Below are 23,480 nucleotides of genomic sequence, written 5' to 3'. Positions count from 1 at the left end.
AACTCACCCGGACACTGGTTGTCTCGATCAGAACGCTGCCTTCGATAGAGGGTTGCCGGGACCTTGGTCTAGACTAGACAGCTACATCATCACATCTTGTTAGGCGTATTCAGCCGCACACTACCAGAACGCGGGCATTAATTTGGCAGGCACAATGTTCAGTTTTTAGATTACTTCTGCGTCGATCCGATGCGGGTCGTTGCGGCAGCACGGACGGGCATCGGGTTAGCCATCGATATCGACCACTACGCGCTGCAACTGGGCTCACGAGTTGCTATGATTTCAATGCAACAAGCCCGTTTTGCTGCCACTCGACTGGCACGAGTGGACAACGTCAGGGTATAGGCTTGTGTGACGACCGCATGTGACGTGGTCGCCCGTAACATCGGTCTTGACGGCGACTATTTGTGACAGGCTAGCTTCAGGCTTAAAACCTGAGGTGACATATGACAAAAATCGGCTATGCGCGAGTCAGTACGATCGACCAGGACTTTGAAATCCAACAACAGCGCTTGAAGGCCGAAGGCTGCGTAATTGTGCGTGCAGAAAAGGTTTCGGGAGCAAGCCGCGAGGGCCGAACTGAACTGGCGACGATCATTGAATTTTTGCGTGAAGGTGATGAGCTGATCGTCACACGGCTAGATCGCCTTGGTCGTGACACGCGCGATGTCCTCAACATCGTGCACGATTGCGAACAGCGCGGCGCCTTTGTCACCATCCTCGACCCTCATGTGTCAACCCGAGGCGAAATGGGGCACGTGATTCTGACGGTGTTGGGTATGGTTGCGCAAATGGAACGTCGGTTCATCAAAGAGCGCCAGCGTGAAGGTATCCAACGCGCCAAAGCTGCGGGACAGTATGCTGGTGGCAAGGTCCGTATAGATCACAAAAAAATTCGAGAGCTGGCAGCTGCCGGCATTGGCGCGGCGGAAATTGCCAAAGAGGTCGGTTGCTCACGAATGCAGGTCTACCGGGTTCTCTCGGTGGCAACATGATGATAACTTTTCATGCCCTCTCGGCCGCTCACCCACGCGTTTAAGTTTCTGATAGCAGTCTCGCACTTCCCGCGCTTAAAGTACGAAAAGCGTTTAGTCGTTCAAAATTTGCGCTAGTAGGCTCAATCGCTGCAACTCGAACGATTGAATATGGTAGTGACTGAAGCGGATTGGTCGCTAAGGGAACTGGGTATTCATGGAAATAGTCTATCTAGGTCGGCAAAGTAAGCGCAACACGCCCGAGCCAGAGCGTGAAGGCGACGTGCTCGAACTACTTGCTAACAATTGGGATGATTACGGCAACAGGACCACTTTTGCGACTACATGTCGTATAGGGGGGGAGAGAGTCGATCTCGGCCATCTAAAGCTGATGATCGAGGGCGCCCCGATCAGCGAAATCCACCTCGATCGTCTCCGGAATGAGGGTTGGGACGGTGTTTTTCCGATTCCGAATTCGAACTACCTGTCGCTTCCAAGCGAAATTGCGTTCTATGAACAATTGCGCGATCGGCTGAACTTAGACGCCGCGCGGGATGCCGCCATCGTTCTGCATGACGCCAGCTACCTCGTGCACGTTCAGCAAGACCCCGTAGCTAACAGGCTGATTGACACCCAGCCATTCCAGGGATCTCTCCTGCGCGAACGAAGCGAAACCAAATCCTATCTTGACGGTTGGAAACTGTTTTCTGCCGAAGCCATGTCCGTCCTGGACCTCGGTTTTCAGTTTGATGATGTATTCGGCGAAACGTCTACCCTGAGGATGAAATTTAAACAGAGCAGCATTCTCCCTCACAACGTCAATGTCTTGATCGGTCCCAATGGCGTTGGGAAATCCCAGATCCTGCACCAAATAGTGCGAGAGTGGCTTGACGCAACGTATGAAAAGCGTTCTCGCAAGATCGGTTTTGTTGAGAAACCAAACCTCAGCCAAATCGTAGTCGTTTCCTACAGCCCGTTCGAGCGGTTTCCCGTCGACCTCGAAGCCCATGACCTGCAAGACAAGGACGTATATCGATATTTTGGCTTCCGCGGCCGGTCCGCCAGTCGAACGCCTGGGCGACTGGCCGGAATTTCCTTGACCCATCAGGCACCCAAAAAAAACGCGGCAGCGTCGCTGCTCGACTGCCTAGTGGATGATATCCGCTACAAGGGGCTTCGCAGTTGGGCGAACAAGCTGGCGACGGTCGAGCGCGTGCTCCGAACTGCCTTTGACTTCGACTATGCAACGATCAACGTCGGCGATGCGTCTGACTCCGCCAAGCGCTTCTATTCAGATTCTGCTCTGATCGATGATCTGTCCTTTGACATCGAGGACTCGCGGTATATCCCGATCAGCTCCGACCGCATTGACGAACTCGACGTCGGTAAAATCCGCGGTGCCCTCAACGCTGCGGACGGCGTGACCTTTTTCAACAACGGCGAAATTGTTCAGCTAAGCTCGGGGCAAAAGCTGTTCTCGTTCATCGTCATCAATATACTAGGTGCGATCCGTCGCGACAGCTTGATCTTGATCGACGAGCCTGAGCTGTTTCTCCACCCGACTTTGGAGATTCAATTCATTGATATGCTGAAGACAATCCTCGATCGCTTCAACTCGAAGGCTCTGCTCGCGACGCATTCGCTTGTAACGGTGCGGGAGGTGCCGACCGATTGTGTTCACGTCCTAGCGCGAACAAAGGATGGGCTCTCGATCCGGACGCCGCCGTTCCAGACCTTTGGCGGGGACATGCAGCGCATCAGCTCCTATGTCTTCGGGGACAGCGAGGCGTCCAAACCGTTCGAGCGCTGGATCGAAAACAAGCTTCAGGAACTTGGCTCGGCCGAAGCGCTCATCGCGGCGCTCGGAGACGACATCAACGAGGAACTCGCGATCCAGATACAGGGCATGGAGCGCGAAGGATGGTGATGTCCCTGGCACTACCTATGACCGCCGCCGAGCAACTTGATCTCATAGACAACATTGTGGCGGAACGTACCCAGCAACCGAACAAGACCTTCTTTAATTCCATCGCTGAGGAGTGGAGGCAGCGCGTCGGCGACTATCTGGCCCACGGCGGATCGCCAGCGCACATTCCCGAATGGCCCGCAATCATGACGAAAGCGACATCGTTTAAGACTCTCTACAGCCATCCCGCCGATGGATCAGCGCAGGGCGTAATGCTGCAAGCTCTACGAGAACACGAACTGGACATTTGTCCGTCCTGCGGCAGCCCTGCAGTGACGGAAACCCTTGACCACTATTTACCGAAGGGCAAATATCCTCACTTCGCGGTAACGCCTGCCAACCTAACGCCGATGTGCGATCCTTGCCAGCGCCGTAAAGGAGAAAGCACCGGCGATGCGACGACACCGCGCTTCTTCATACATCCCTATTTTGATACTTTCTCGCTCGCCCAGATCGTCCAGCTCACCATTAATGCGCCGTTTGCGACGCCGACCTTCACGCTTGCGCCCCATCCCGGCTTGCAGGCGCCGGAAACGCAATTGGTCTCGACGCACCTGCGGGAACTCCAGATTGCCCGTCGCTTCATCCGCTTTTTCCGAAACGAACATCGCCGCCTGCTCCGCAATGTGACGAAGATGCGCGTTAAAGGATTGAATGTCGCGGACAACATTGAGGCTTGGCAGGACGGCTATGCCGATCCGACGCCCAATAGTTGGCAGCATCTGTTCTACGACGCCGTTACAAGAAATGTGGGTTATCTCGCCCATATCGCCGGCGGGCCATTGCCAGTACTGCCGTAGCTTTGCGCCCTTCGGCGTGAGTCACATCGCCCCCATACCTGTGCAGTGATCAAGCGACTAATTTTTTCTTCACAATGTTATTCGTATAATTGCGCAAACGCCGTCCGGGCGCAAATCTAAAGGGGCTGTCCGATTTGGCGAACTAAACTAGCTCGCTGTTCAGTGGTGCCGTTCCGCCTTGTCACGCCAGGGTTTAAGCTTCTTCTCGAGGCGTTACATTGGGACAATGGCGACCCTGACGTTACGGCTTGCACATGGTAAACAAGCCGTAACACGGGCTTATACCCCGATGTCGCAAATGTCGGCAGCCGATGCCTCAGCAGCCCAATTCTGCCAGCAGTGCCGCGGATAGGCCTCGCTGCTGCGATGGTAATCCACGTTCGCGAGCGGTCACCTCAAGTGCTCGGGTTGCAGACTCGTAGAGGCGATAGCGAGCCGGATTTTGGTCGACACCACCGCCCTGCGGATTTACTCCGAACACCACCTGCTCGCAGCGCGGTAGCGACGTCGAGGTAAAGCTGCGGCAGGAAAGCGGGCGGACGTCGTAGATTGTACAAGCGCCCTCTTCGTTCAACAATGCGCAGGGTGTGCGCAACGCTTGCGGTCCACCCGAGGCGATAGCAGCGGTCTCGGCCATTTTAAGCCGCTCAACAAGGTTTTCTCGTTCCGCGTCTGTAAAATTACGATTGACGTGCCATGCAATTACCTCTGCCACGCCCGGTGGTACAGCGACGAATAGGTGACAGCACGCGCTACAACCTTTACCACAAGCATACTTAGGCTGACCGGCAAAATTGCTGCGCACGGCGTCGACGGCTGCGTCGGCAAGCTCCATTGCTACACGGGCGGCCTCAGCCATATCAGCGGAATGCTTTAACGTCTCCAACAGCAGAGAGTAGAAGTCGGAAAACATCCCGTCATAGCGTTGCGCCACCATGCGTGTAAGCTCGCCGACACTCGTAATTTCCGATACAAGTCTGGAATTAGCTTCTTCTTGCTTCACTTTTCATCCTGCAATGACAAAATACTAGAGCATAGTGCACTTCTTTAAGTGCTTCATAAGTGTGATTGGAGCAACGATCGGGTCGCCTCAGCAAATCTCGCTTCTTCTTCTACGATTGGATCGGAGCCTAAGTCGACCATTCCGTTGTACACACTAAAACGGCCTATTTTCCCACAGAATTCAATCGAATCGCGCCCAAGAGGTCGACTAGCGTGTAAAAGCATGACGTGATCGGCATCATATCTCGCACCATACAAAATCGCTTGATTAATATCATTGCGGTCGGGAATTATTGGCCCGTCCTTGTATTTTGCATCAATCACAAGCTTTGGTCTTCCATCCACAAAGACCACGATATCAGGGGTTACCGTCGGGTTTTTCAGTCCTGCCCTGATCGGGTCGAACAGCGCTACCTTCGCCCCGCTCCTATCTCCACGATTGCCGTCTTTCACCTCCACACGGACTTCACTTTTAAACCCGGAGTTGAGAACATTCCGCATGTAATCTTCGAAAACCGTAGCCATATTTATTAGAATCGATGGAAGGACTGCAGTCCCACCACTACCTCTAATCTCAAGGCTAGCATCAAAGATGATCAGCTGTGAGATCATAAGAGCGTTTGCATAATGTCCATGTTGCAATGACAACCGCCGGACTAAGTTTGCAATCGATGTAGGCGAGATATCCGTTGTGGTAGCGTGAGGGATGCCCCTAAGCCGCTGGAGACTACGACGGAGGCGATGAACCCTTTTCTTTTGATTTGGCTCGCTATTCCCCACATATCTGGCCAACAGTTTTTCCACCGCATAGCTTATAATCCTATTAGGCGCCGTATTTATGGACCTTTGGAAAGATGAGGACACCGCTAATGGACGACCTGCTTGGGCAGATCGCAATTCGGAAGTGAAAGGTACGATCCGACCGACTGGCGATGAGCTTACCCGCTGTTCACGATGGTATTCCTTCAATAATCCATTTGCTAATATAAGGTCGAAACTGCTGAGTAGTTGATCCGCGAGTACATCTACCAGAGAGCCCGGTTGCTCTACCCCATCGGCGAAAAGTCGGTCATAGCTGCTCAAAATCTTTGGCGTGTAGCCGATGCTCATGCCGATCAAACGCTCAAGGTTGCCAATGGGAACCCGAGGCGAGACGTCTAACGCCAGCTTATCGTTTAGGGGAATGTATCCCACCCACCCGCCACATTGAATTGTGGGCATATTATTTTGGTAGGTCGGTCGGAATAACTTCAACACATCTTCGTAAACATCAAGGCTGCCGTTTGCCCTTACTAACCCCAACGGCAAGGCAATCATCTCCTGCTCTGAAGCACGAATAACCGTTCGTGTGGCGTGTTTCGATGAAACGAAGCCGCGGTCCGCCATCATTTGCGCGAGGGGGGCAAGATTTTCGATTTTTTTCAAGGCACTCAAACCTGCGCGGCGCTTGGTTCTTCTATAGGATCGATTGATGGTCCTGTCGCTGGAGAAGCAACCTCATCGTTGGAGGACGGGACCACTCTAAGCCAACTTTTCTGTATACTCGCTAGCATAGTTGGATCGAGACGGCAGGCTTTTTTGAAGAAAGGAAGAAGTCTGAAGCTCCAAACTCTACGAGAGCTGTTTTCGTCTATGCAGTTATTGAAATAAGCATGCCCCAGACGAACCGTCTCATCCTCCAAATTCTGTATACTTATAAAAAACTCCGCGACACGCTCAACAAAGGCGGGATCTGCGGCATTTGCTAACAATATTTTTCGAAGCGCGTCGACGCTCGGCGGCATGTCGATTTGGGCGAAGCGCCGTTCCAAGGCAACGTCCATCTCATCAACACCTTTGTCCCAAGGATTCATCGTAGCAATTATAATGAGATTGCTGGGTACAGTGAGCGCACTTCCGGACGACATCGTGAATTCAAGTCCGCGCTTATCCAGCTCCATGTAAGTTAGAGCTTCTCCGAACACTCGGGCTACATCGCATCTGCTAATTTCATCTATAACGAGCACAAATTTTTGATTCGGCTGCTCTGACGCATCTACGCACAGCAGTGGAAAGACCTTTTTTTGAAGCTCGAAGCCTCCGCCGTCCCGTGGGACAAACCCTTCCATAAAGTCTTCGTATTGGTATGACGTATGGAATTGGACTATCCGGATCTCGTCCGGTCCACTCGCGACGGTTTGCGCAATTCGCTTTGCATACCAGCTTTTTCCAGTTCCTGGTGGACCTGAGAGAATAACGCCAGCAAATCCTAAATCGATGGCCGCCCTTACTTCCACGAGAACAGGATTATCGTCTGGAAGTAACTCAAATTCGGGAGCGATAACTTTGCCTTCAGTTCCTGCCACCGGCAGTGTCAGCTTGAGATCTTCCAGAGAAAGTGGGCGAACCCGGGTGTTCGTCATACTAGGCATTAGCAGTTGTCTCCGGCGCAAGAGCGACTAGGGAATCCGGCGGGAACGCTGAGGTATCATCCTCGAACAGGGCGTCGAAGAGCACTCGCTGAGCTTTGATGCTCTCTGCTAAACCAAATTCTTTACGAAAAATCTGCAGTACCTGCGCAACATCTGGGGTACCTATGTAAAAGCCGTAATCGCGATACAGAAAGGCGGCTAACGACGCCGCAGGTACCCTTCTTCCCTTCAAAAGGACTTTGAGCGCCACACTTATGTGGTCTTTCTTTAATTCGTAATTTACGTTTCGGTTAGACCCAGATATTTCGAATATATCTGCTAGGGCGCCCCCTGCTCTTATCGAACTGGCGCCGTAAGACCCGGCAACATTGCTGTTGAAGAGCTCAAGCCCATGTCCCCTTGATTTGAATGGTCGTACGAATGGAGACTTATTGGGAGCACCCATGACATGGAGATAACGTTCATGGAACTCTTTAATGTCAGTTGGGCCGACCGCTAGCCCTGGATCGCTGCTACGGGACCGCAAGATTGCTAGATACCCTGCAAAGTGCTCATGGATGGGCTGACTAACCAACCTAGCGATCGATCCTAAAACAGCTTCTTTCGAAAAGACGTAAATAACTTCAGTTTCGTCCACCACCACGAATTGGCTCCTTCGACTCAGTCTTCTGAGCCAGATCTATACCAATTGCGCTTCTTCCAATATCCCTCGCTGCACGTAAGGTTGTACCAGTGCCCATGAAAGGATCGAGCACGATGCCGGGACGAAATGAAACCCCGCATCCGCAATCTGTCCAACCAATTGACTCCCGCTTCGCAAAGGTGAATTCACGGAAATAACCACCTAAAACGGCTTTGGCTTCAGCAGCCAAAATTTTAACGGCAGCGGAATTGCGTCCCGTCCCGGTTTGAACTTTCATAGCCTTTCCAGCGTCCGATATACCTGTGGCTTGAATAGCCGAGATATGGGCAGGAGTTAGGCCGTGCTCCTTAGCGAGCTCCATAGCCCGTTTTGCCTGCGGCCTTGTAGAATCTAGCTCTGCAGTACGGCTAATCAAACGCCTGCGAGGCATTCCACAACTAGTGCAGACCTGTTCGGGGCACGCAAGCGTCAAGATTCGATCGACTAGCTCCGTCGGATAAGGCGCCAGATGGTTACTAGTATCCCTGCGAAGGGCAATTTGCCATACATCACTCGGCCCACTCCCATTGCCATATTTCGCTGCGTAGGCGAATTGATCGTAAAAGTAATCTCGTCGCTTCTGTGTGAAATGGATAATATACTCGTGACGGCTTTTGAGTCTGTCCTTCGCAGGGTCAGGCATTCCTGCATCTTTTACCCAAATAATGCGATTTCTTATTGTCCAGCCAGCATCCTGTGCCGCTATTTCCAACCGACCGGGTGTATTCGCCAGAGAGCCACGATGGTACGTATCTCCAATATTGATAAATACCGAACCCCACGATGGGAGGACCGTTTTCCAGTTTTCCATGCAACTCAAAAGGCTACTGACGAAGCCCGCAGCCGTGGGTTCTTGACCTATTTGGCCTTCGACGCCGTAATCGCGCTTTAGCCAGTATGGTGGCGAGGTGACGACCATGTCGGCGCCGCACTGATCCAAAGGAATTTGCCGCGCATCACCAAAAAGTTGTTTGATGAACGGTTTCTCTAATTTGCAGGGCGTGCCATGGAGAGATACTTCAGTTGGAACAGGTTCCTCTTGCCGTTCATCGGAAACGTTGACCTGTAAATTCATGCGTTACACTCCATTCAGACCCATTCACGGAAGGGACTGCTGCTAGCCATGGCTCGGTTAGAGCCTGACCCAACCATAGTTCATACATCGACGCTCGTCGAGAGGAATGACAGTGTTTTGTGGCGTCTAGTCTATTCGGCATTATATCGCTAATTCTTCTTTAGAACAAATAGGGAACATACATTTATTTTGTGTTATTGCAACCTGACGAACCCGCGACGGCTGGCCGCCTTGGCCTATTGCCTGCAAGAATCGAGAAATCCGCTTTCCGGGATTTCGGAAGGCTTCAATGGCCGTCCCTAGACGAATGCCGCAAACACCCTAGATCGCCTTGGTAATAGGGAGATTGACGGTGGTGAACGATACGGATGCCGCAAAGGCTTTGACGGGTGGTCCCGCCGCTTACGAAGCGGACCGGGGACGCGATGCAGCGACCCCCAACCAGATTCCTGTCAAGGGACTGAAAGACGTCCTCTGGCGGGTGGTGTCAGAGGTCATCGAAGATCGGGTGTCGCTGATTGCCGCCGGCGTTACCTATTACCTGCTGCTGGCGCTGTTTCCGGCGCTTGGTGCGCTAGTGTCGCTCTACGGCTTCGTCGCCGACCCGACGACGATCGCCGCCCATATCGGCTTCCTGTCGGAAATCTTTCCCTCTGGTTCCTTCGATCTCATCCTGTCGCAACTTACGGCGTTGACCCAGCAAAAACCGGGCGCCCTCAGCCTCGGCTTCGTCACGGGTCTGGTCATTGCGCTGTGGAGCGCCAACAACGGCGTCAAGGCGCTCTGCGATGCGATGAACGTTGCCTATGGCGAAGAAGAAAAGCGCGGCATCATCGAATTCAATCTACTTTCGCTGACCTTTACCTTTGGCCTGCTAATCATCGCGGTGGTGCTGATCTTTGCCATCGGCGTCATGCCGGCCGTGCTGGCTTTCGTCTGGCTCGGCCCTTGGACCGACCTTTTGACGCGACTAGCCCGCTGGCCGATCATCCTGGCGCTGGTGATGACCGGCATCGTGCTTCTCTATCATTACGGTCCGAGCCGTGAGCGGGCAAAGCTGGTCTGGCTGAGCTGGGGCGCCGTCTTCAGCACGTTGCTCTGGCTGCTGTCGTCCTTCGGCTTTTCCTATTATCTCGATCATTTTGCCAACTACAACGCCACCTACGGCACGCTTGGGGCGCTGATCGGCTTCATGGTGTGGATCTGGATTTCGGTGATCATCGTCATCGTCGGCGCGGAACTGAATGCAGAACTGGAACACCAGACGCGCGAGGATTCGACCACGGGCCCGCCGAGGCCGATGGGCGAGCGTGGCGCCTATGTCGCAGATACGTTGGGCAAGACAGCTGACTGAGACCTGTCGTCCGCGCCTATTCCGGACGCGATAGGCATTTCACGTACGCATACGCACTTCGTCAAGCATGTCGCCCCACCATTGCATTATGGTCACACGTTCATCCCAATAGGTAGCGCGATTATAAATTCTTCGCACGATAGAACCATCGACGTGCGCGAGTTGAGCTTCAATAGCATCTGATGCGAACAAACCGGATTCGTTGAGAATACTGCTAGCTGATGACCGAAACCCGTGAGCCGTGTGCTCTGTCCCGCTAATACCCATTCGCCGCAGTGCTGAGTTCATCGAATTTTCCGAGAGCACCTTCTTGCCCGACATCATAGATGGAAATACAAACTGAGTATTGTTGAACAATTCTTTCATTTCTGCAATGATAACCATTGCTTGTCGCGATAGCGGCACGTGATGCTCACGCCTCATTTTCGCTTTCGTGGCCGGTATTGTCCAGACACATTTATCAAGATCTAGCTCGGCCCATTCCATGGATCGCGTTTCACCAGGACGAGCAAAACATAAAGCCTGTATCTTAAGCGCCGCGACAAGGGATGGCCAGCCCTCATAGCCATGGATTGCTCTCATTACTCCGCCCAACTCCTTGAGCGTCGTCAATGCAGGATGGCTTTTCGGCAAATGACGTTGAAGAGCCCCTCTCAATGCTGAAGTGGGATCGTTTTCAGCTCTCGCGGTTGCAATAGCAAATCTAAAGACACGCCCAATGGTCGACCGGGTGGCGAGTGCGGTTTCAATCCTCCCGCTTTTCTCTATAGCCGTTAGCACCTGCAGAATATCCTTCGGTGCGATCTGCGTGATCGGAAAAGGTCTGAGCTTTGCGGCGACCACTTCCAGCATCCACTTATTTTTGGCGATGGTCGGCTCAGCACGTTTATCGCGCCGCAACTTGTCAATGAATTCATCGGCAATCAGGCCAAATGTATTGCCAGCGGCAGCTTTCGCTTCGAGCTGTTGACGTTTTTTCGCAATCGAAGGGTCCAAGCCCTCGGCCAGCTTACGCTTCGCTTCTTCCCTTTGAACGCGTGCATCAGCTAACCCCAACGTCGGATAGACACCCAAGGTCAGCGTTTTCCGTTTGCCGAAATAACTATAATCTAGTCGCCACGACTTCCCTCCCGAGGTGGAAACGTAGACGTACAGCCCGTTGCCATCAGCAAGCTTGCGTGGCTTACCATCGGTCTTGGCATTACGAACCTGAATATCAGTTAACGGCATTTACGGTATCGCTCTCTGGCGTTGTCGCTCGGTACCGTAGTTTTTACCGCAAAAAATGCTGGCTGTCACTGTATCTCGTTGGACGTCCTCACGCGCACGCGAGGCAAAAGCCTTTAATTGTCAAGCTATTGCCCATTCTTATTGGGCGTCATTGGATGAGTCTAAACAGGTCGCTGGAGCGGGTGAAGGGAATCGAACCCTCGTATTCAGCTTGGGAAGCTGCTGCTCTACCATTGAGCTACACCCGCACGGCGCGAAGCCTTCCAACAGTTCGGCCGGGCTGTCAAGATGGAATGGCCGGCCGGGATGGCCGGCTACAAGCGGAAATGCTTGGAGAGTTTCAGGCCCTGCGCCTGATAGTTGGAGCCGGCGCCGGTGCCGTAGAGGCTGGCCGGGAGTTCCAGCATGTGCTCGTAGACGAGGCGGCCGACGACCTGGCCATCCTCGAGGATGAACGGGACTTCGTGGCTGCGCACTTCGAGCACCGCGCGGCTGCCACGGCCTCCGGCCGGCGCATGGCCGAAGCCGGGATCGAAGAAGCCGGCATAGTGGACGCGGAATTCACCGACCAGCGGATCGTAAGGGGTCATTTCGGCGGCGTAGTCCGGCGGCACGTGCACCGCCTCGCGCGAGACCAGGATGTAGAATTCGTCGGGATCGAGAATAAGCTCGGTCCGGCCGCGGCTGTAGAGCGGCTCCCAGAAATCGAAAATGTCATGCTGGGCCTTCTTGTCGACATCGACCACCGCCGTGTGATGCTTGCCGCGATAGCCGATCAGCCCATTGCCGTCGCCGACGAGGTCGATCGACAGCGCGATGCCGCCGCCGGTCACGTTTGGCTTCTTGCTGGCGACGAGAGTTTCGGTCTCGTGCAGCGTCAGCAATTCCGGCTCGGACAGCATGGCATGGCCGATCCGAAAGCGGATCTGCGACAGGCGCGAACCACGGCGCACGACGATCGGGAAGGTACGTGGCGAGATTTCCAGGTAGAGCGGGCCGGAATAGCCGGCCGGGATCTTGTCGAACTCCTGCGCATAATCGGTGATGACGCGGGTGAAGATATCGAGGCGGCCGGTCGAGCTTTTCGGGTTGGCCGAGGCGGACATGTCGGAGGGCAGGTCGAGACGCTCCATCAGCGGCACGATGTAGACGCAGCCGGTCTCGAGCACGGCGCTCTCGTTGAGGTCGATAACATGCAGGCTGAGCCGGTCGAGTTTATCGGAGACGAGATTGTTCGGGCCCGGCATGAAGCTGGCCCGGACGCGAAAGGCTTTCGCTCCCAACCTGAGGTCGAGGCTCGCCGGCTGGATCTGATCGAAATCGAGCTCCCTTTCCGTTGTCAGCCGACCGGCGTCGAAAAGAGCGGCAATGGCGCGATCCGCCAAAATTCCAGTGTCGCGAGCCATGTGCTCAATCCTTGTTTTGTCGCGGACAAAACCATATGGGGGCCTTGTTTTGCCGCAGACAAAACCAAATACGGGGAATTGACGCAAGCGGCCAACGGCAGTATTACAGTCTTATCCCGTGGTGATTTGGCCGGTCGGCTTGCAGCCACGTTAAATAAATGGCTAAAAAGACCGGGTTGAAAACCGGTCTGCTTTTGCGACCGGTTTTTTTGTATCACGAAGGTGGTGATGGCATGACCAAGACTTGGCGCCCCGCAACACAACTTGTCCATGGCGGCACGTTGCGCTCGCAATTCGGCGAGACATCCGAAGCAATCTATCTGACACAGGGTTTTGTCTACGACAGCTCGGAGGCGGCAGAGGCCCGCTTCAAGGGTGAGACGGAAGGCTTTATCTACGCGCGCTACGGCAGCCCGACCAACGACATGTTCGAAAAGCGCATGTGCATGCTGGAAGGCGCCGAGGAAGCCCGCTCGACAGCATCGGGCATGGCCGCGGTCAGCGCGGCTATTCTCTGCCAGGTGAAGGCAGGCGACCATATCGTCGCCGCCCGCGCCCTGTTCGGCTCGTGCCGCTGGGTCGTCGAGACATTGGCGCCGCGTTACGGCATCGAATGCACGCTGGTCGACGGCCGCGATCTCGCCAACTGGGAAAAGGCCATCCGCCCGAACACCAAGGTGCTGTTCCTGGAGAGCCCCACCAATCCGACGCTCGAGGTGGTGGACATTGCCGGCGTCGCGAAACTCGCCAACCAGATCGGTGCCAAGCTTGTCGTCGACAATGTGTTTGCGACACCGCTGTTCCAGAAGCCGCTCGAACTCGGCGCCCACATCGTCGTCTATTCGGCCACCAAGCATATCGATGGACAAGGTCGTTCGCTCGGCGGCGTCGTACTATCGGACAAGGAATGGGTCGACGAGCACCTGCAGGACTATTACCGGCACACCGGCCCCTCAATGTCGCCGTTCACAGCCTGGACGCTGCTGAAGGGGATCGAGACCCTGCCGCTGCGCGTCAAGCAGCAGACGGAGAACGCCGGTCGCATCGCCGACTTCCTGGCCGACAACAGCAAGGTCGCCAAGGTGATCTATCCCGGCCGCAAGGATCATCCGCAGGCCGATATCATCGCCAAGCAGATGACCGGCGGCTCGACACTGGTCTGCATGGAACTCAAGGGCGGCAAGGAAGCGGCATTCGCGCTGCAGAATGCACTGGAGATCGTCAAGATCTCCAACAATCTCGGCGACGCCAAGAGCCTGATCACCCATCCGGCCACCACTACACACAAAAACCTGACCGACGAGGACCGCGCTGAGCTCGGAATTTCTCCCGGCACGGTACGGTTTTCGGCCGGCATTGAAGACACGGACGATCTCATCGAGGATTTCGCCCGGGCACTGGAAAAGGTCTCGGCCTGATCGGACGTCAAACAGGCTGCCCGGCCTTGCCGGGCGGCTACCCGCCGGGTCCGTGTTAACCCCGCACATTATCCTTAATATTCAAAAGGCCGCGTCAGCCATCGCATTTGGCCTTAATTAGCCCTCCCTTCCTTGACGAAGGTTGAAGGCTGGAGGATATCGTAACCAAATTCATTGAAGGTGGCTGGGATGTACCGCGCCCTTACACGAGATATCGAAGTCATCGTCGAGCCGTTCTATCTGGAGGAGCAATCCGATCCGGAAGACAGCCGCTATGTCTGGGGCTACCGGATCGTCATCTCCAACCACTCGACATCGGCAGTCCGGCTGGTCACGCGCTACTGGAACATCACCGACCAGAACGGCCAGGTCGACGAAGTCACCGGTCCCGGCGTCGTCGGCGAACAGCCGCAGTTGAACCCCGGGGACACGTATGAATATTCGTCAGGCTGCCCGCTGGACACGCCGTCAGGCATGATGTTCGGCCATTACTCCATGGAAAACGACATCGGCGAAACGTTCGAGGTCGAAATCCCGGCTTTCTCCCTGGATTCTCCCGGCCTGATGCGGACGCTGAACTGACGTCGCCCGAAAACGGCGACTGTTGTCGTCAGCTCTTGACCAGTATCTCGGCTGCTTCATAGCGATAAGTTGTCGAACAGAATTCACACGTGACCGAAATCAGCCCGTCTTCCTCGCTTTCAGCCATCTCCTCCGCCGAAAATCCCTGCAGCACGCCCTTGATCTTGTCGCGCGAACAGCTGCAACGGTCGAAGACCGGCTGCGGGGCGTAAACGCGGGCGCCACGCTCGTGGAACAGCCGGTAGAGCAGGCGCTCGGTACCGACCAGTGGATCGGTCAATTCATCGGCATCAACCGTTTCCAACAGCGAGCGGGCCTCGGCCCAGGCATCATCGTCCTTGTGGTCGATCGCGTTCTCATCGCCGTCGCCGCCGTGGAGATCCGGCAGGCGCATGCGCTCCGGCGCGTCCGGCAGAAACTGCGCTATGACGCCGCCTGCCCGCCAGCGATGACGCGGCTTGCCGGCTTCGTCGCGATCGAACAGCTCTGCCGCACCGAGGCGAACCCGGGTCGGGATCTGCTCCGACTGGCGGAAGTAGACGCCAGCGATATCTTCCAGCGACGATCCGTCGAGCGGCACGATACCCTGGTAGGGCTGAGAATACTGGCCCTGGTCGATGGTGAAGGCGAGGATGCCCTTGCCGAGCAATTGCTCCGGCTCGGTTTCTCCGGCCTTGATAGCGGCTGCCAGTGCTTCCTCATCGAAACGGGCATAGGCGCGGACATTTTCCGGCGTCGAGAAATCGGCCACCAGCAGGTCGACCGGTCCGTCGCCCTTGGTCTGGACCGTGAACTTGCCTTCGAACTTCAGCGATGTGCCGAGCAGAACCGTGAGCACGATGGTTTCGGCCAGCAGCCTCGCCACCGGCGCCGGATAATGGTGGCGCTCGAGGATGGTGTCGAGCATCGGACCGAGCTGGACGGCACGGCCGCGCACATCCAGGCTCTCCACCTGGAATGGAACGACGTGATCGTCGCCGGCGTAGCCGAACTCTCCCAGCGCTGCTGCACTGTCTGCCATGGGTCTACTCCTTGATGCCGGACGGGTCACGCCACGGCAGCCACTCGTCTGCAACGGCGGCTTGGTTGATCTCAGATCGCGCCCAGGCACCACGCGAGAATAGACTTCTGCGCATGGAGGCGGTTTTCCGCCTCGTCGAATACAACGGATTGCGGGCCGTCGATCACCTCGTCCGTCACCTCTTCGCCGCGGTGGGCGGGCAGGCAATGCATGAACAGAGCGTCTTTTCCTGCCTCTGCCATCAGAGCCGCATTGACCTGGTAGGGCTGAAAGACATTGTGACCACGGGCCCGATGCTCCTGATTCATGGAAACCCAGGTATCGGTCACCACGCAATCGGCCCCGGCGACCGCACGGTCGGCATCATGGCTGAGCATGATCTCGGCGCCCTGATTGCGGGCCCAGTTCAAATAGTGATCCTTCGGCTCGGAGCCAAGGGGGACCGCCATATTCATGCGATAGCCGAAACGCGCCGATCCCTCGATCAGCGAATGCAGCACATTGTTGCCATCGCCGGACCAGGCAACCGTCTTGCCCTTGATCGGACCGCGGTGCTCCTCGAAGGTCATGATGTCGGCCATCACCTGGCAGGGATGGGTATCGTCGGTGAGCGCGTTGATGACCGGCACCGTTGCGTGCTCCGCCATTTCCAACATGCGCGAATGCTGGGTGGTACGGATCATGATGGCATCGACGTAGCGCGACAGGACCTTGGCGGTATCGCCGATCGTCTCGGCGCGGCCAAGCTGCATCTCGGTACCGGAGAGGAACAGCGTTTCGCCGCCGAGCTGGCGCATGCCGACATCGAACGAGACGCGGGTGCGGGTCGAGGGCTTTTCGAAGATCATCGCCAGCATCTTGCCTTCCAGCGGCCGGCCGGCAGTGCCCGCCTTGGTCGCCTTCTTGCGGAGGATTGCGTCGTCGAGGATCTTGCGCAGGTCGCCTGACGCGACAGTCGAGAGATCGAGGAAATGTTTCGGGGAGGCCATGTCTACCTGTGCTCCAAAAATGAAAACGCCCGTGGCGGGCACGAAGCCCCGAACCCACGGACGTAGAATTCAAGCCGATTTGCGGGATTTCTGGGCGCGCAATGCTTCTGCGGCACGCTCTACGCGGGCGAGACCTTCGCGGGCGTCTTCGGCAGTGGCGATAAGGGGCGGCAGCAACCGGATAACGTTATCGCCGGCGGGAACGCCCAGCAGATGCTCGGCACGGATGGCCTGCAGCAGTTCGCCAGCCGGGATCGCCGCCTTGATACCGAGCAGCAGTCCCTGGCCGCGCACCTCTTCGATGATGTCGGGATAACGGTCCTTCAGCGATGCCAGTCCCTGGCGGAAAACCAGGGATACGTCGTTGACATGCTGCAGAAAGCCTTCAGCCAGGATGACGTCCAGCACTGCGCCGCCGACGGCCATGGCAAGCGGATTGCCGCCGTAGGTCGAGCCGTGGGTGCCGGCCTTCATACCGGAGGCAGCTTCTGCAGTCGCGAGACAAGCACCGAGCGGAAAGCCGCCACCGATGCCCTTGGCCACGGCCATGATGTCAGGCGTGATGCCAGACCATTCATGGGAAAAGAATTTTCCCGAGCGACCGACGCCGGACTGGACCTCGTCGAGGATCAGCAGCAGGCCGTGCTCGTCGCAGAGTTCGCGAAGCGAACGCATGAACTCCTTGGCAACCGGGCGAACGCCGCCCTCGCCCTGCACCGGCTCGATGAGGATCGCTGCGGTCGCATCAGAGATCGCGGCCTTGACAGCCTCGAGGTCGCCGAACGGGACCTGGTCGAAGCCAGGGGCCTTCGGGCCGAAGCCTTCGAGGTATTTTTCCTGGCCGCCGGCAGCGATCGTCGCCAGGGTTCGTCCGTGGAAGGCGCCCTCAAAGGTGATGATGTGGAATTTTTCCGGATGACCCTTCGAGTACTGATAGCGGCGGGCCGTCTTGATGGCGCATTCGAGCGCTTCGGCGCCGGAATTGGTGAAGAACACCTTGTCGGCGAAAGTCGCATCGGTCAGCCGCCTGGCAAGCATTTCCTGGCCCGGGACCTCATAGAGGTTCGACAGGTGCCAGACTTTTTCAGCCTGCGTCTTCAGCGCTTCGACGAGGTGCGGGTGTCCATGACCGAGCGACGATACGGCGACGCCCGCGCCGAAATCCAGATAGCGCTCGCCCGTTTCCGTGATCAGCCATACGCCCTCGCCTCGCTCGAACCGCAGTGGCGCGCGCATATAGGTGTCGTAGAGTGGCGCGGCTTCGGCCATGGCGCAATTCCTTCGATCGATCAGGACGTGACGGCCGTTGTCCTGCAACGCCGCCGTCGGCAATGAAAAATGCCGCCTTGCGGCGGCCTGGGCACTATTGTCGTTCCGCGGAACCATGTCAACAAACAGTGGATTAGTCAACGAATAGTTGATTTTAACCTTGCGGCAAAAGCCATATCGTGAGGGTCTGGAGAAGGCGCTAAAGCTATTGCAGAAATACCACAGTAGGCAGCAAGTTGGGGAAAACTTGGAAATCGATTCCCCTCGATTCCCGCGACTCTTGTCACGGAGTCAGCCTCACACTAGGTTAAATCTTGATTACTAGACTGCAATGCGGCGGACCTAGTCACCACAATTTAAGAGCGTTTTGTGCCTCGATAGCATTCGAGGCAATGGCGAAGGATTCCGCCATCATGAACGCAGTCGGAGACAAGCATGAATTGGACGGACGAGCGCGTCGAAAGGCTCACGAAATTATGGGCCGAAGGATTGAGCGCTAGCCAGATCGCGGCGCAGCTCGGCGGCGTCAGCCGCAACGCTGTCATCGGCAAGGTCCATCGACTTTGCCTGCCAGGCCGAGCCAAGGCCGGTGGCACATCGTCCACGGCGCGCTCTACCAAGCGTAGCGTCGCTCCGGCCCGGCCAACAACCTTTGGCGCCCGCCCTGCCGCTCCGCGCACGACGGTCCGTGCCGAAGGCGTAGCCACGGTCAAGGAAGATGCCGAGCTCGACGCTACGGCGCCCGTGCAATTTCGCCCATCCTCGAATGCCATCGCGCCGGTTGCCCGCCGCATTGGCCTGACGGACCTGACGGAACGCACCTGCAAGTGGCCGGTAGGCGACCCGCTGAAGGACGACTTCCACTTCTGCGGCCATGAATCGCCGGACCAGTCGCCTTACTGCACATACCACCAGAAGTTGGCGTATCAGCCAGTTCACGAGCGCCGCCGCGCCGCCCGCTAAGCCGGGTAAGACGACAACAAAGAACGGGCCGCGAGGCCCGTTTTGCGTTTCAGGTTTTTATGGCCCAGAAACGTGTCAGGGATGCAAACTCGCACCTTTGACGATCTTGTCCACGATCTTCTTTTCGCCCCGCACCGCGATGCCGACCAGCTTGGCGGTGTCGGGACTGAACTCGAGGAATACGGCACGGTTGGCTTTATCGTGACCTGTCGCGAACATCTCTTCGATGTAGGCAGACACTTTCGCCTGGCGCTCCAGCGCGCGCTTGTGGATGGTCCTCAATACGTCCTGATCCGCCACAAGCACGACCATCGGCTGAACGCTCATAGGATTGTAGACATGGCCCAGAGCATCCCGGTATGCTTCGCCGATGATTTCCGGCGACTGGGCAATGATCCCGCTCACCAGAAAGGCAGTGACGTTGAGCTTCTGCCAGGTGGCAAGGTCATGGCGGATGACAATCGCGATTTTGGTATCGAACATGTCCAAGAACTCCATGGAAGGCATCGAAAGAGACGATCGAATAGCGCCTGCCGATGCCCTCGGTCTTGAACGTTCGTGCAAGAGCGGTTTTCGCGACGGACTGAGCATCGCTGCTTCCAGCCATGGCGTCGAGCGCATGGAAGCGCGCTTTCATGGCAGAGGCTTTTCACCGCACAGACACGACACATATGCGCTGGGCCTCACTCTTCGAGGTGTCCAGACGTTCCGCTATCGCGGCGCGGAGCGCTTCAGCCGTCCCGGCAACGTGATCGTGCTGCATCCCGATGAAGTCCACGATGGCGCGGCCGGCACCGACGACGGACTGATCTACCGGATGCTCTATTTGCCGCCCGCGCTGGTCGACCTCCTCGAGGCGGGCAATCGGGCGCTGCCCTTCGTCCGCGATCCCGTCGTGACTGACGCTGGCCTATTGTCAGCGCTGGCGGACATCCTGTCGGATCTCGACCATGCGCCGAACGATCTGGCAATGGACGACGCGGTTGCGCGGCTGACGGCAGGACTCTTCCGACAGGCCGACGACCCGAGGAAAGCACCCACGAGAATCGATCGCCCAGCTGTCATGCTGGCGCGTGATTTTTTGACCGAGCATTGCGAAGAGGGTGTCAGTTCCGAAACGTTGGAGGCGATCAGCGGCTTGGACCGATACGAGCTGGCGCGGCAGTTCCGGCGTGCGTTCGGCACCAGTCCGCACCGCTATCTCGTGATGCGCCGCCTTGACCGAGCCAAGCGGCTGCTAGGTGCCGGCTATAGCCTTGCCGGAGCAGCTGCAGAAGCGGGGTTTGCCGATCAGGCACATTTTACCCGCCATTTCCGGGCGGCCTTCGGCATGACCCCGGGCAGATGGCTGGCAATGCACGATTGCCAACCCTTATAGCTTCAACCCGCGAAACGGCGGACTTTAGTCACCTGCACAGCTTCAGACTTCCATGGAGTAGCCTGCGCCGCGTACTGTGCGGATGACGTCCTGCATGTTGGAAAAGTTCAGAGCCTTGCGCAGCCGGCCGACATGCACGTCGACGGTGCGTTCGTCGACGTAGATGTCATGGCCCCAGACGCCGTCGAGCAGTTGCGAGCGGGAAAACACACGGCTTGGCGATGCCATCAGGAATTCCAGCAGGCGGAATTCTGTCGGGCCGAGACGAACCTCGCGGCTCTTGCGATGAACCCGGTGCGTCTCGCGGTCGAGTTCGATATCGCCGCAACGAAGGACGCTGGAGAGCACTTCAGGGCGGGCGCGGCGCAGCATGGCGCGGACGCGGGCCATCAGTTCTGGCGTAGAGAACGGCTTGACGACATAGTCGTCTGCGCCCGTGGAAAGGCCCCGGACGCGTTCGCTCTCTTCGCCACGCGCCGTCAGCATGATGATCGGCAGACGCTCGGTCTCCGGCTTCATGCGCAGGCGGCGGCACAGTTCGATGCCGGAAACACCCGGCAGCATCCAGTCGAGGATCAGGAGATCCGGAATGCGCTCCTGCAAGCGCATCTCGGCTTCATCGCCTCTGAGGATCGTATCGACTTCGAAACCTTCTGCTTCAAGGTTATAGCGCAGCAACACGCTCAGCGCTTCTTCATCTTCTACGACGGCAACTCTCGGAACCATGGGGCCCGCTCTCCTTCAAAAACCCTTCGGGCCTATTCCGTCATGGCGCCGACGGTGTTGGCAGTATCGTCCTTCGGGCGGTCGCCCTCGGGCAATGCACCGGTCGCCATGTAGAAAATCGTCTCGGCGATGTTGGTGGCGTGGTCGCCGATGCGCTCGATGTTCTTGGCGCAGAACAGCAGATGCGTGCAGGTGGTGATGTTGCGCGGATCTTCCATCATGTAGGTCAGCATCTCGCGGAACAGCGAGGTGTACATCGCGTCGATTTCCTCGTCGCGCTCGCGGATGGAGACAGCCTTGTCGGGCGAGCGGGTCGTATAGACGTCGAGGACTTCCTTCAACTGGACGAGCGCCAGTTCTGACAAATGCTCGATGCCGCGCGCCAAGCTGCGCGGTACGCCGGTGCCCTGCACAGCGATAACACGCTTGGCAGTGTTCTTGCCAAGATCTCCGACGCGTTCCAGATCGGCGGCAATCCGGATCGAGCCCATGATCTCGCGCAGGTCGGCAGCCATCGGCTGGCGGCGTGCGATTGTCAGGATCGCCTTGTCGCCGACTTCGCGCTCGGCATGATCGAGGATCGTATCGTCAGAGATGACCTTCTGGGCCAGTCCGACATCGCCATTGACCAGAGCGCGGACGGATTCACCGACCATCTGCTCGGCAAGGCCACCCATCTCGGAGATGCGCCGCGTCAGGAATTTCAAATCTTCGTCGTAGGCGGAATGAATGTGTGTCGAAACCATTTTCTATCCTCAAATTGAAAGGCGTCACGGAACGTAGGTCTGCTCGGCGCGGCGACGGCAACGCGTTTCGCCTTTTCGAGGCCCTTTTTGATATCGGCCTAATGCTCGCCCTTTTATGTCAGGCCAATGAAACAATTATGACAATCGAAATCATTGAATTAATTCAGTTTTCGCGGCGCCCAATAAAGCGCCACCAGGTTATTCAGAAGCGCACGGTGAAATCCGTGCCGCGGCCGACTTCGGATTTGACGATCAGCCGGGCTCGGTGACGGGTCAGGATGTGCTTGACGATGGCGAGCCCGAGGCCAGTGCCCTTCTTGGACCGACTGTTTTCGACGCTGACGCGATAAAACCGCTCGGTCAGGCGCGGCACGTGTTCGGCCGGAATGCCGCCGCCGCTATCGGACACGGTGACCTCCACCGGCTCGCCGGGCTTGTTGCGCAATGTCACGTCGACGCGCTTGCCCTCCTGCCCATACTTGCAGGCATTCTCGATCAGGTTTTCGAAAACCTGCACCAGTTCGTCGCGGTCACCAGTCACTTCGGCCTTGCCTGATGGCATATGCAGATTGATGGTGACATCGAGATCCATCGCCAGCGGAACAAGCGCATCGCGCACATGGCCAAGCAGCGGCACGAGATCGACCTTCTGGTCCGGTGCCAGATGCGACTTCAACTCGAGCCGCGACAGCGACAGCAGATCATCGACCAGCCGGCTCATGCGGGTCGCCTGATCGAACATGATCGCGAGAAAGCGCTCCTGCGCCTTGGGATCGTTGCGCGCTGGCCCCTGGATGGTCTCGATGAAGCCGCGCAGCGAGGCCAGGGGGGTGCGCAACTCATGGCTGGCGTTGGCGACGAAATCCGACCGCATGCGGTCGATATGACGCAACTCCGAGACATCGCGGAACGACAGCAGGAAGAAAGTCTGGTTGCCGAGATCGGCAAGCGCCAGCTCGATAGGCGCAATCCGCACGATGAAGACACGCTCCGACGGCAGGCGCTCGGAATGCTCGATCTGGTTGGGCACGCCGGTGGCAATCGTTTCCCGCACCATGTCGAGAATGCCGGGCGAGCGCAGCTTTGCCGACAGGTGGGCGCCAATCGGGAACAGGTCGAGCGCCCGCTCTGCGGCAGGATTCTGATAGAACACCGACGCCTCGCGATCCAGCACCAGCACGGGCATGTCGAGACCAGCGAGGCCTGCCGTCATCGGCCTCAGGACTGCCGCCAGATCCACCGGCGCCGGCTCGACTTTCGCCGGCTGCGCTCTGCGCGCCACCAGGGGTGCGCGCAACAGGGCAACGGCAACCACGACCAGCAGCACGGCGAGGATGGCGACCACGTCGGTACCCTCCGCCATGGCCAGCAAGGCAACCAGCACGGCCAGAATCAGGATCGCTCTTTCCTGCTTCAAGCGCTGCCCGAGCCGATTTAAAATTGATGTATTCTCTTCCAACGCCGCCGGTCCGATTCTACGTCCACACG

General features: G+C 57.1%; 22 protein-coding genes, 1 tRNA gene and 1 riboswitch. Of the genes, 8 read left to right on the top strand and 15 right to left on the bottom strand.

From position 1 onward, the window contains the following. The first annotated feature begins 446 nt into the window (after positions 1-446). The 3 genes from PR017_RS00710 to PR017_RS00700 all read left to right on the top strand — a co-directional run bounded on the left by PR017_RS00710 (position 447) and on the right by PR017_RS00700 (position 3,740). Positions 447-995, top strand: coding sequence for a recombinase family protein (locus tag PR017_RS00710; protein WP_111216632.1), 549 nt, complete (start codon positions 447-449; stop codon positions 993-995). 196 nt (positions 996-1,191) lie between these two features. Beyond that, complete coding sequence (locus tag PR017_RS00705) at positions 1,192-2,901, top strand: ATP-binding protein (protein ID WP_111216630.1); 1,710 nt, start codon at positions 1,192-1,194, stop codon at positions 2,899-2,901. Next, the gene (locus PR017_RS00700) at positions 2,895-3,740 is read left to right on the top strand and encodes an HNH endonuclease (protein ID WP_111216628.1); all 846 of its coding nucleotides are present in this window, start codon (positions 2,895-2,897) and stop codon (positions 3,738-3,740) included. The genes PR017_RS00705 and PR017_RS00700 overlap by 7 nt, the downstream gene beginning before the upstream one ends. 316 nt (positions 3,741-4,056) lie before the next feature. On the opposite strand, the gene PR017_RS00695 is transcribed toward PR017_RS00700, so the two are convergent. Genes PR017_RS00695 through PR017_RS00675 form a run of 5 tightly spaced genes read right to left on the bottom strand, consistent with a single transcriptional unit; the run spans position 4,057 to position 8,910 of the window. Beyond that, a complete protein-coding gene (locus PR017_RS00695) occupies positions 4,057-4,743 on the bottom strand; it encodes a YkgJ family cysteine cluster protein (RefSeq protein WP_133255538.1) in 687 nt (228 codons plus the stop codon). A gap of 53 nt (positions 4,744-4,796) precedes the next feature. Further along, complete coding sequence (locus PR017_RS00690; RefSeq protein ID WP_240538830.1) at positions 4,797-6,167, bottom strand: 5-methylcytosine restriction system specificity protein McrC; 1,371 nt, start codon at positions 6,165-6,167, stop codon at positions 4,797-4,799. A 5-nt stretch (positions 6,168-6,172) separates the two neighbouring features. Next, positions 6,173-7,153 carry an McrB family protein gene (locus tag PR017_RS00685; protein WP_111216622.1) on the bottom strand — a complete coding sequence of 327 codons (981 nt, stop codon included), beginning with the start codon at positions 7,151-7,153 and terminating at the stop codon, positions 6,173-6,175. Further along, positions 7,146-7,796, bottom strand: a complete 651-nt coding sequence (locus tag PR017_RS00680) for a hypothetical protein (RefSeq protein WP_111216620.1) — start codon at positions 7,794-7,796, stop codon at positions 7,146-7,148. Before PR017_RS00680 ends, PR017_RS00685 begins: the two co-directional genes overlap by 8 nt. Beyond that, positions 7,777-8,910, bottom strand: coding sequence for a DNA-methyltransferase (locus tag PR017_RS00675; RefSeq protein WP_111216618.1), 1,134 nt, complete (start codon positions 8,908-8,910; stop codon positions 7,777-7,779). The genes PR017_RS00680 and PR017_RS00675 overlap by 20 nt, the downstream gene beginning before the upstream one ends. A 352-nt stretch (positions 8,911-9,262) precedes the next feature. On the opposite strand from PR017_RS00675, the gene PR017_RS00670 reads away from it, so the two are divergent. After that, the gene (locus PR017_RS00670) at positions 9,263-10,264 is read left to right on the top strand and encodes a YihY/virulence factor BrkB family protein (RefSeq protein WP_425070009.1); all 1,002 of its coding nucleotides are present in this window, start codon (positions 9,263-9,265) and stop codon (positions 10,262-10,264) included. Between the two features lie 39 nt (positions 10,265-10,303). Here the strand turns inward: PR017_RS00670 and PR017_RS00665 are convergent, their stop codons facing one another. The 3 genes from PR017_RS00665 to PR017_RS00655 form a co-directional block, all read right to left on the bottom strand. Further along, the gene (locus tag PR017_RS00665) at positions 10,304-11,494 is read right to left on the bottom strand and encodes a tyrosine-type recombinase/integrase (protein ID WP_111216616.1); all 1,191 of its coding nucleotides are present in this window, start codon (positions 11,492-11,494) and stop codon (positions 10,304-10,306) included. A gap of 174 nt (positions 11,495-11,668) precedes the next feature. Continuing rightward, positions 11,669-11,742, bottom strand: a tRNA-Gly gene (locus tag PR017_RS00660). A 66-nt stretch (positions 11,743-11,808) separates the two neighbouring features. Next, the gene (locus PR017_RS00655) at positions 11,809-12,900 is read right to left on the bottom strand and encodes a 2'-deoxycytidine 5'-triphosphate deaminase (RefSeq protein WP_111216614.1); all 1,092 of its coding nucleotides are present in this window, start codon (positions 12,898-12,900) and stop codon (positions 11,809-11,811) included. Positions 12,901-13,008: 108 nt separating this feature from the next. Next, a riboswitch (SAM riboswitch) is annotated at positions 13,009-13,087 on the top strand. 46 nt (positions 13,088-13,133) lie between these two features. Here PR017_RS00655 and PR017_RS00650 point away from each other — a divergent pair. Together PR017_RS00650 and apaG are read left to right on the top strand one after the other, a co-directional pair. Then, complete coding sequence (locus PR017_RS00650; protein WP_111216970.1) at positions 13,134-14,318, top strand: O-succinylhomoserine sulfhydrylase; 1,185 nt, start codon at positions 13,134-13,136, stop codon at positions 14,316-14,318. Positions 14,319-14,507: 189 nt separating this feature from the next. Then, complete coding sequence (gene apaG / locus PR017_RS00645; RefSeq protein WP_111216612.1) at positions 14,508-14,900, top strand: Co2+/Mg2+ efflux protein ApaG; 393 nt, start codon at positions 14,508-14,510, stop codon at positions 14,898-14,900. Between the two features lie 28 nt (positions 14,901-14,928). Here the strand turns inward: apaG and PR017_RS00640 are convergent, their stop codons facing one another. The 3 genes from PR017_RS00640 to PR017_RS00630 form a co-directional block, all read right to left on the bottom strand. Then, positions 14,929-15,921 (bottom strand): Hsp33 family molecular chaperone, encoded by a 993-nt coding sequence (locus tag PR017_RS00640; RefSeq protein WP_111216610.1) that lies wholly within the window; start codon positions 15,919-15,921, stop codon positions 14,929-14,931. Between the two features lie 71 nt (positions 15,922-15,992). Beyond that, a complete protein-coding gene (gene argF / locus PR017_RS00635) occupies positions 15,993-16,910 on the bottom strand; it encodes an ornithine carbamoyltransferase (protein ID WP_111216608.1) in 918 nt (305 codons plus the stop codon). A 69-nt stretch (positions 16,911-16,979) separates the two neighbouring features. Further along, a complete protein-coding gene (locus PR017_RS00630) occupies positions 16,980-18,179 on the bottom strand; it encodes an aspartate aminotransferase family protein (RefSeq protein ID WP_111216606.1) in 1,200 nt (399 codons plus the stop codon). A 435-nt stretch (positions 18,180-18,614) separates the two neighbouring features. Between PR017_RS00630 and PR017_RS00625 the strand changes: the two genes are divergently transcribed. Further along, the gene (locus PR017_RS00625; protein WP_111216604.1) at positions 18,615-19,142 is read left to right on the top strand and encodes a GcrA family cell cycle regulator; all 528 of its coding nucleotides are present in this window, start codon (positions 18,615-18,617) and stop codon (positions 19,140-19,142) included. A gap of 75 nt (positions 19,143-19,217) precedes the next feature. Here the strand turns inward: PR017_RS00625 and PR017_RS00620 are convergent, their stop codons facing one another. Next, positions 19,218-19,625 carry a DUF2000 family protein gene (locus tag PR017_RS00620; RefSeq protein WP_111216968.1) on the bottom strand — a complete coding sequence of 136 codons (408 nt, stop codon included), beginning with the start codon at positions 19,623-19,625 and terminating at the stop codon, positions 19,218-19,220. Here PR017_RS00620 and PR017_RS00615 point away from each other — a divergent pair. Further along, positions 19,624-20,520, top strand: coding sequence for an AraC family transcriptional regulator (locus PR017_RS00615; RefSeq protein ID WP_240538829.1), 897 nt, complete (start codon positions 19,624-19,626; stop codon positions 20,518-20,520). The genes PR017_RS00620 and PR017_RS00615 overlap by 2 nt on opposite strands. A gap of 42 nt (positions 20,521-20,562) precedes the next feature. Here the strand turns inward: PR017_RS00615 and phoB are convergent, their stop codons facing one another. The 3 genes from phoB to phoR all read right to left on the bottom strand — a co-directional run bounded on the left by phoB (position 20,563) and on the right by phoR (position 23,451). After that, positions 20,563-21,246 (bottom strand): phosphate regulon transcriptional regulator PhoB, encoded by a 684-nt coding sequence (gene phoB / locus PR017_RS00610; protein WP_111216600.1) that lies wholly within the window; start codon positions 21,244-21,246, stop codon positions 20,563-20,565. A 32-nt stretch (positions 21,247-21,278) separates the two neighbouring features. Continuing rightward, a complete protein-coding gene (gene phoU / locus PR017_RS00605) occupies positions 21,279-21,992 on the bottom strand; it encodes a phosphate signaling complex protein PhoU (protein ID WP_111216598.1) in 714 nt (237 codons plus the stop codon). A gap of 202 nt (positions 21,993-22,194) precedes the next feature. Continuing rightward, positions 22,195-23,451 carry a phosphate regulon sensor histidine kinase PhoR gene (phoR, locus tag PR017_RS00600; RefSeq protein WP_240538828.1) on the bottom strand — a complete coding sequence of 419 codons (1,257 nt, stop codon included), beginning with the start codon at positions 23,449-23,451 and terminating at the stop codon, positions 22,195-22,197. Positions 23,452-23,480 lie beyond the last annotated feature (29 nt).

The organism is Rhizobium tumorigenes, from assembly GCF_003240565.2.
Classification (GTDB): domain Bacteria; phylum Pseudomonadota; class Alphaproteobacteria; order Rhizobiales; family Rhizobiaceae; genus Rhizobium; species Rhizobium tumorigenes.
The sequence above is the reverse complement of the archived record's forward strand: the minus strand, read 5'-3'. Positions and strand labels throughout refer to the sequence as shown.

Excerpts from the sequence above, each read along its gene's own strand:
- PR017_RS00710 (WP_111216632.1), top strand. The coding sequence starts at position 447 with ATGACAAAAATCGGCTATGCGCGAGTCAGTACGATCGACCAGGACTTT.
- PR017_RS00705 (WP_111216630.1), top strand. The coding sequence starts at position 1,192 with ATGGAAATAGTCTATCTAGGTCGGCAAAGTAAGCGCAACACGCCCGAG.
- PR017_RS00700 (WP_111216628.1), top strand. The coding sequence starts at position 2,895 with ATGGTGATGTCCCTGGCACTACCTATGACCGCCGCCGAGCAACTTGAT.
- PR017_RS00685 (WP_111216622.1), bottom strand. The coding sequence starts at position 7,153 with ATGCCTAGTATGACGAACACCCGGGTTCGCCCACTTTCTCTGGAAGAT.
- PR017_RS00675 (WP_111216618.1), bottom strand. The coding sequence starts at position 8,910 with ATGAATTTACAGGTCAACGTTTCCGATGAACGGCAAGAGGAACCTGTT.
- PR017_RS00665 (WP_111216616.1), bottom strand. The coding sequence starts at position 11,494 with ATGCCGTTAACTGATATTCAGGTTCGTAATGCCAAGACCGATGGTAAG.
- PR017_RS00655 (WP_111216614.1), bottom strand. The coding sequence starts at position 12,900 with ATGGCTCGCGACACTGGAATTTTGGCGGATCGCGCCATTGCCGCTCTT.
- PR017_RS00650 (WP_111216970.1), top strand. The coding sequence starts at position 13,134 with ATGACCAAGACTTGGCGCCCCGCAACACAACTTGTCCATGGCGGCACG.
- apaG (WP_111216612.1), top strand. The coding sequence starts at position 14,508 with ATGTACCGCGCCCTTACACGAGATATCGAAGTCATCGTCGAGCCGTTC.
- PR017_RS00640 (WP_111216610.1), bottom strand. The coding sequence starts at position 15,921 with ATGGCAGACAGTGCAGCAGCGCTGGGAGAGTTCGGCTACGCCGGCGAC.
- argF (WP_111216608.1), bottom strand. The coding sequence starts at position 16,910 with ATGGCCTCCCCGAAACATTTCCTCGATCTCTCGACTGTCGCGTCAGGC.
- PR017_RS00630 (WP_111216606.1), bottom strand. The coding sequence starts at position 18,179 with ATGGCCGAAGCCGCGCCACTCTACGACACCTATATGCGCGCGCCACTG.
- PR017_RS00625 (WP_111216604.1), top strand. The coding sequence starts at position 18,615 with ATGAATTGGACGGACGAGCGCGTCGAAAGGCTCACGAAATTATGGGCC.
- PR017_RS00615 (WP_240538829.1), top strand. The coding sequence starts at position 19,624 with ATGTCCAAGAACTCCATGGAAGGCATCGAAAGAGACGATCGAATAGCG.
- PR017_RS00620 (WP_111216968.1), bottom strand. The coding sequence starts at position 19,625 with ATGTTCGATACCAAAATCGCGATTGTCATCCGCCATGACCTTGCCACC.
- phoB (WP_111216600.1), bottom strand. The coding sequence starts at position 21,246 with ATGGTTCCGAGAGTTGCCGTCGTAGAAGATGAAGAAGCGCTGAGCGTG.
- phoU (WP_111216598.1), bottom strand. The coding sequence starts at position 21,992 with ATGGTTTCGACACACATTCATTCCGCCTACGACGAAGATTTGAAATTC.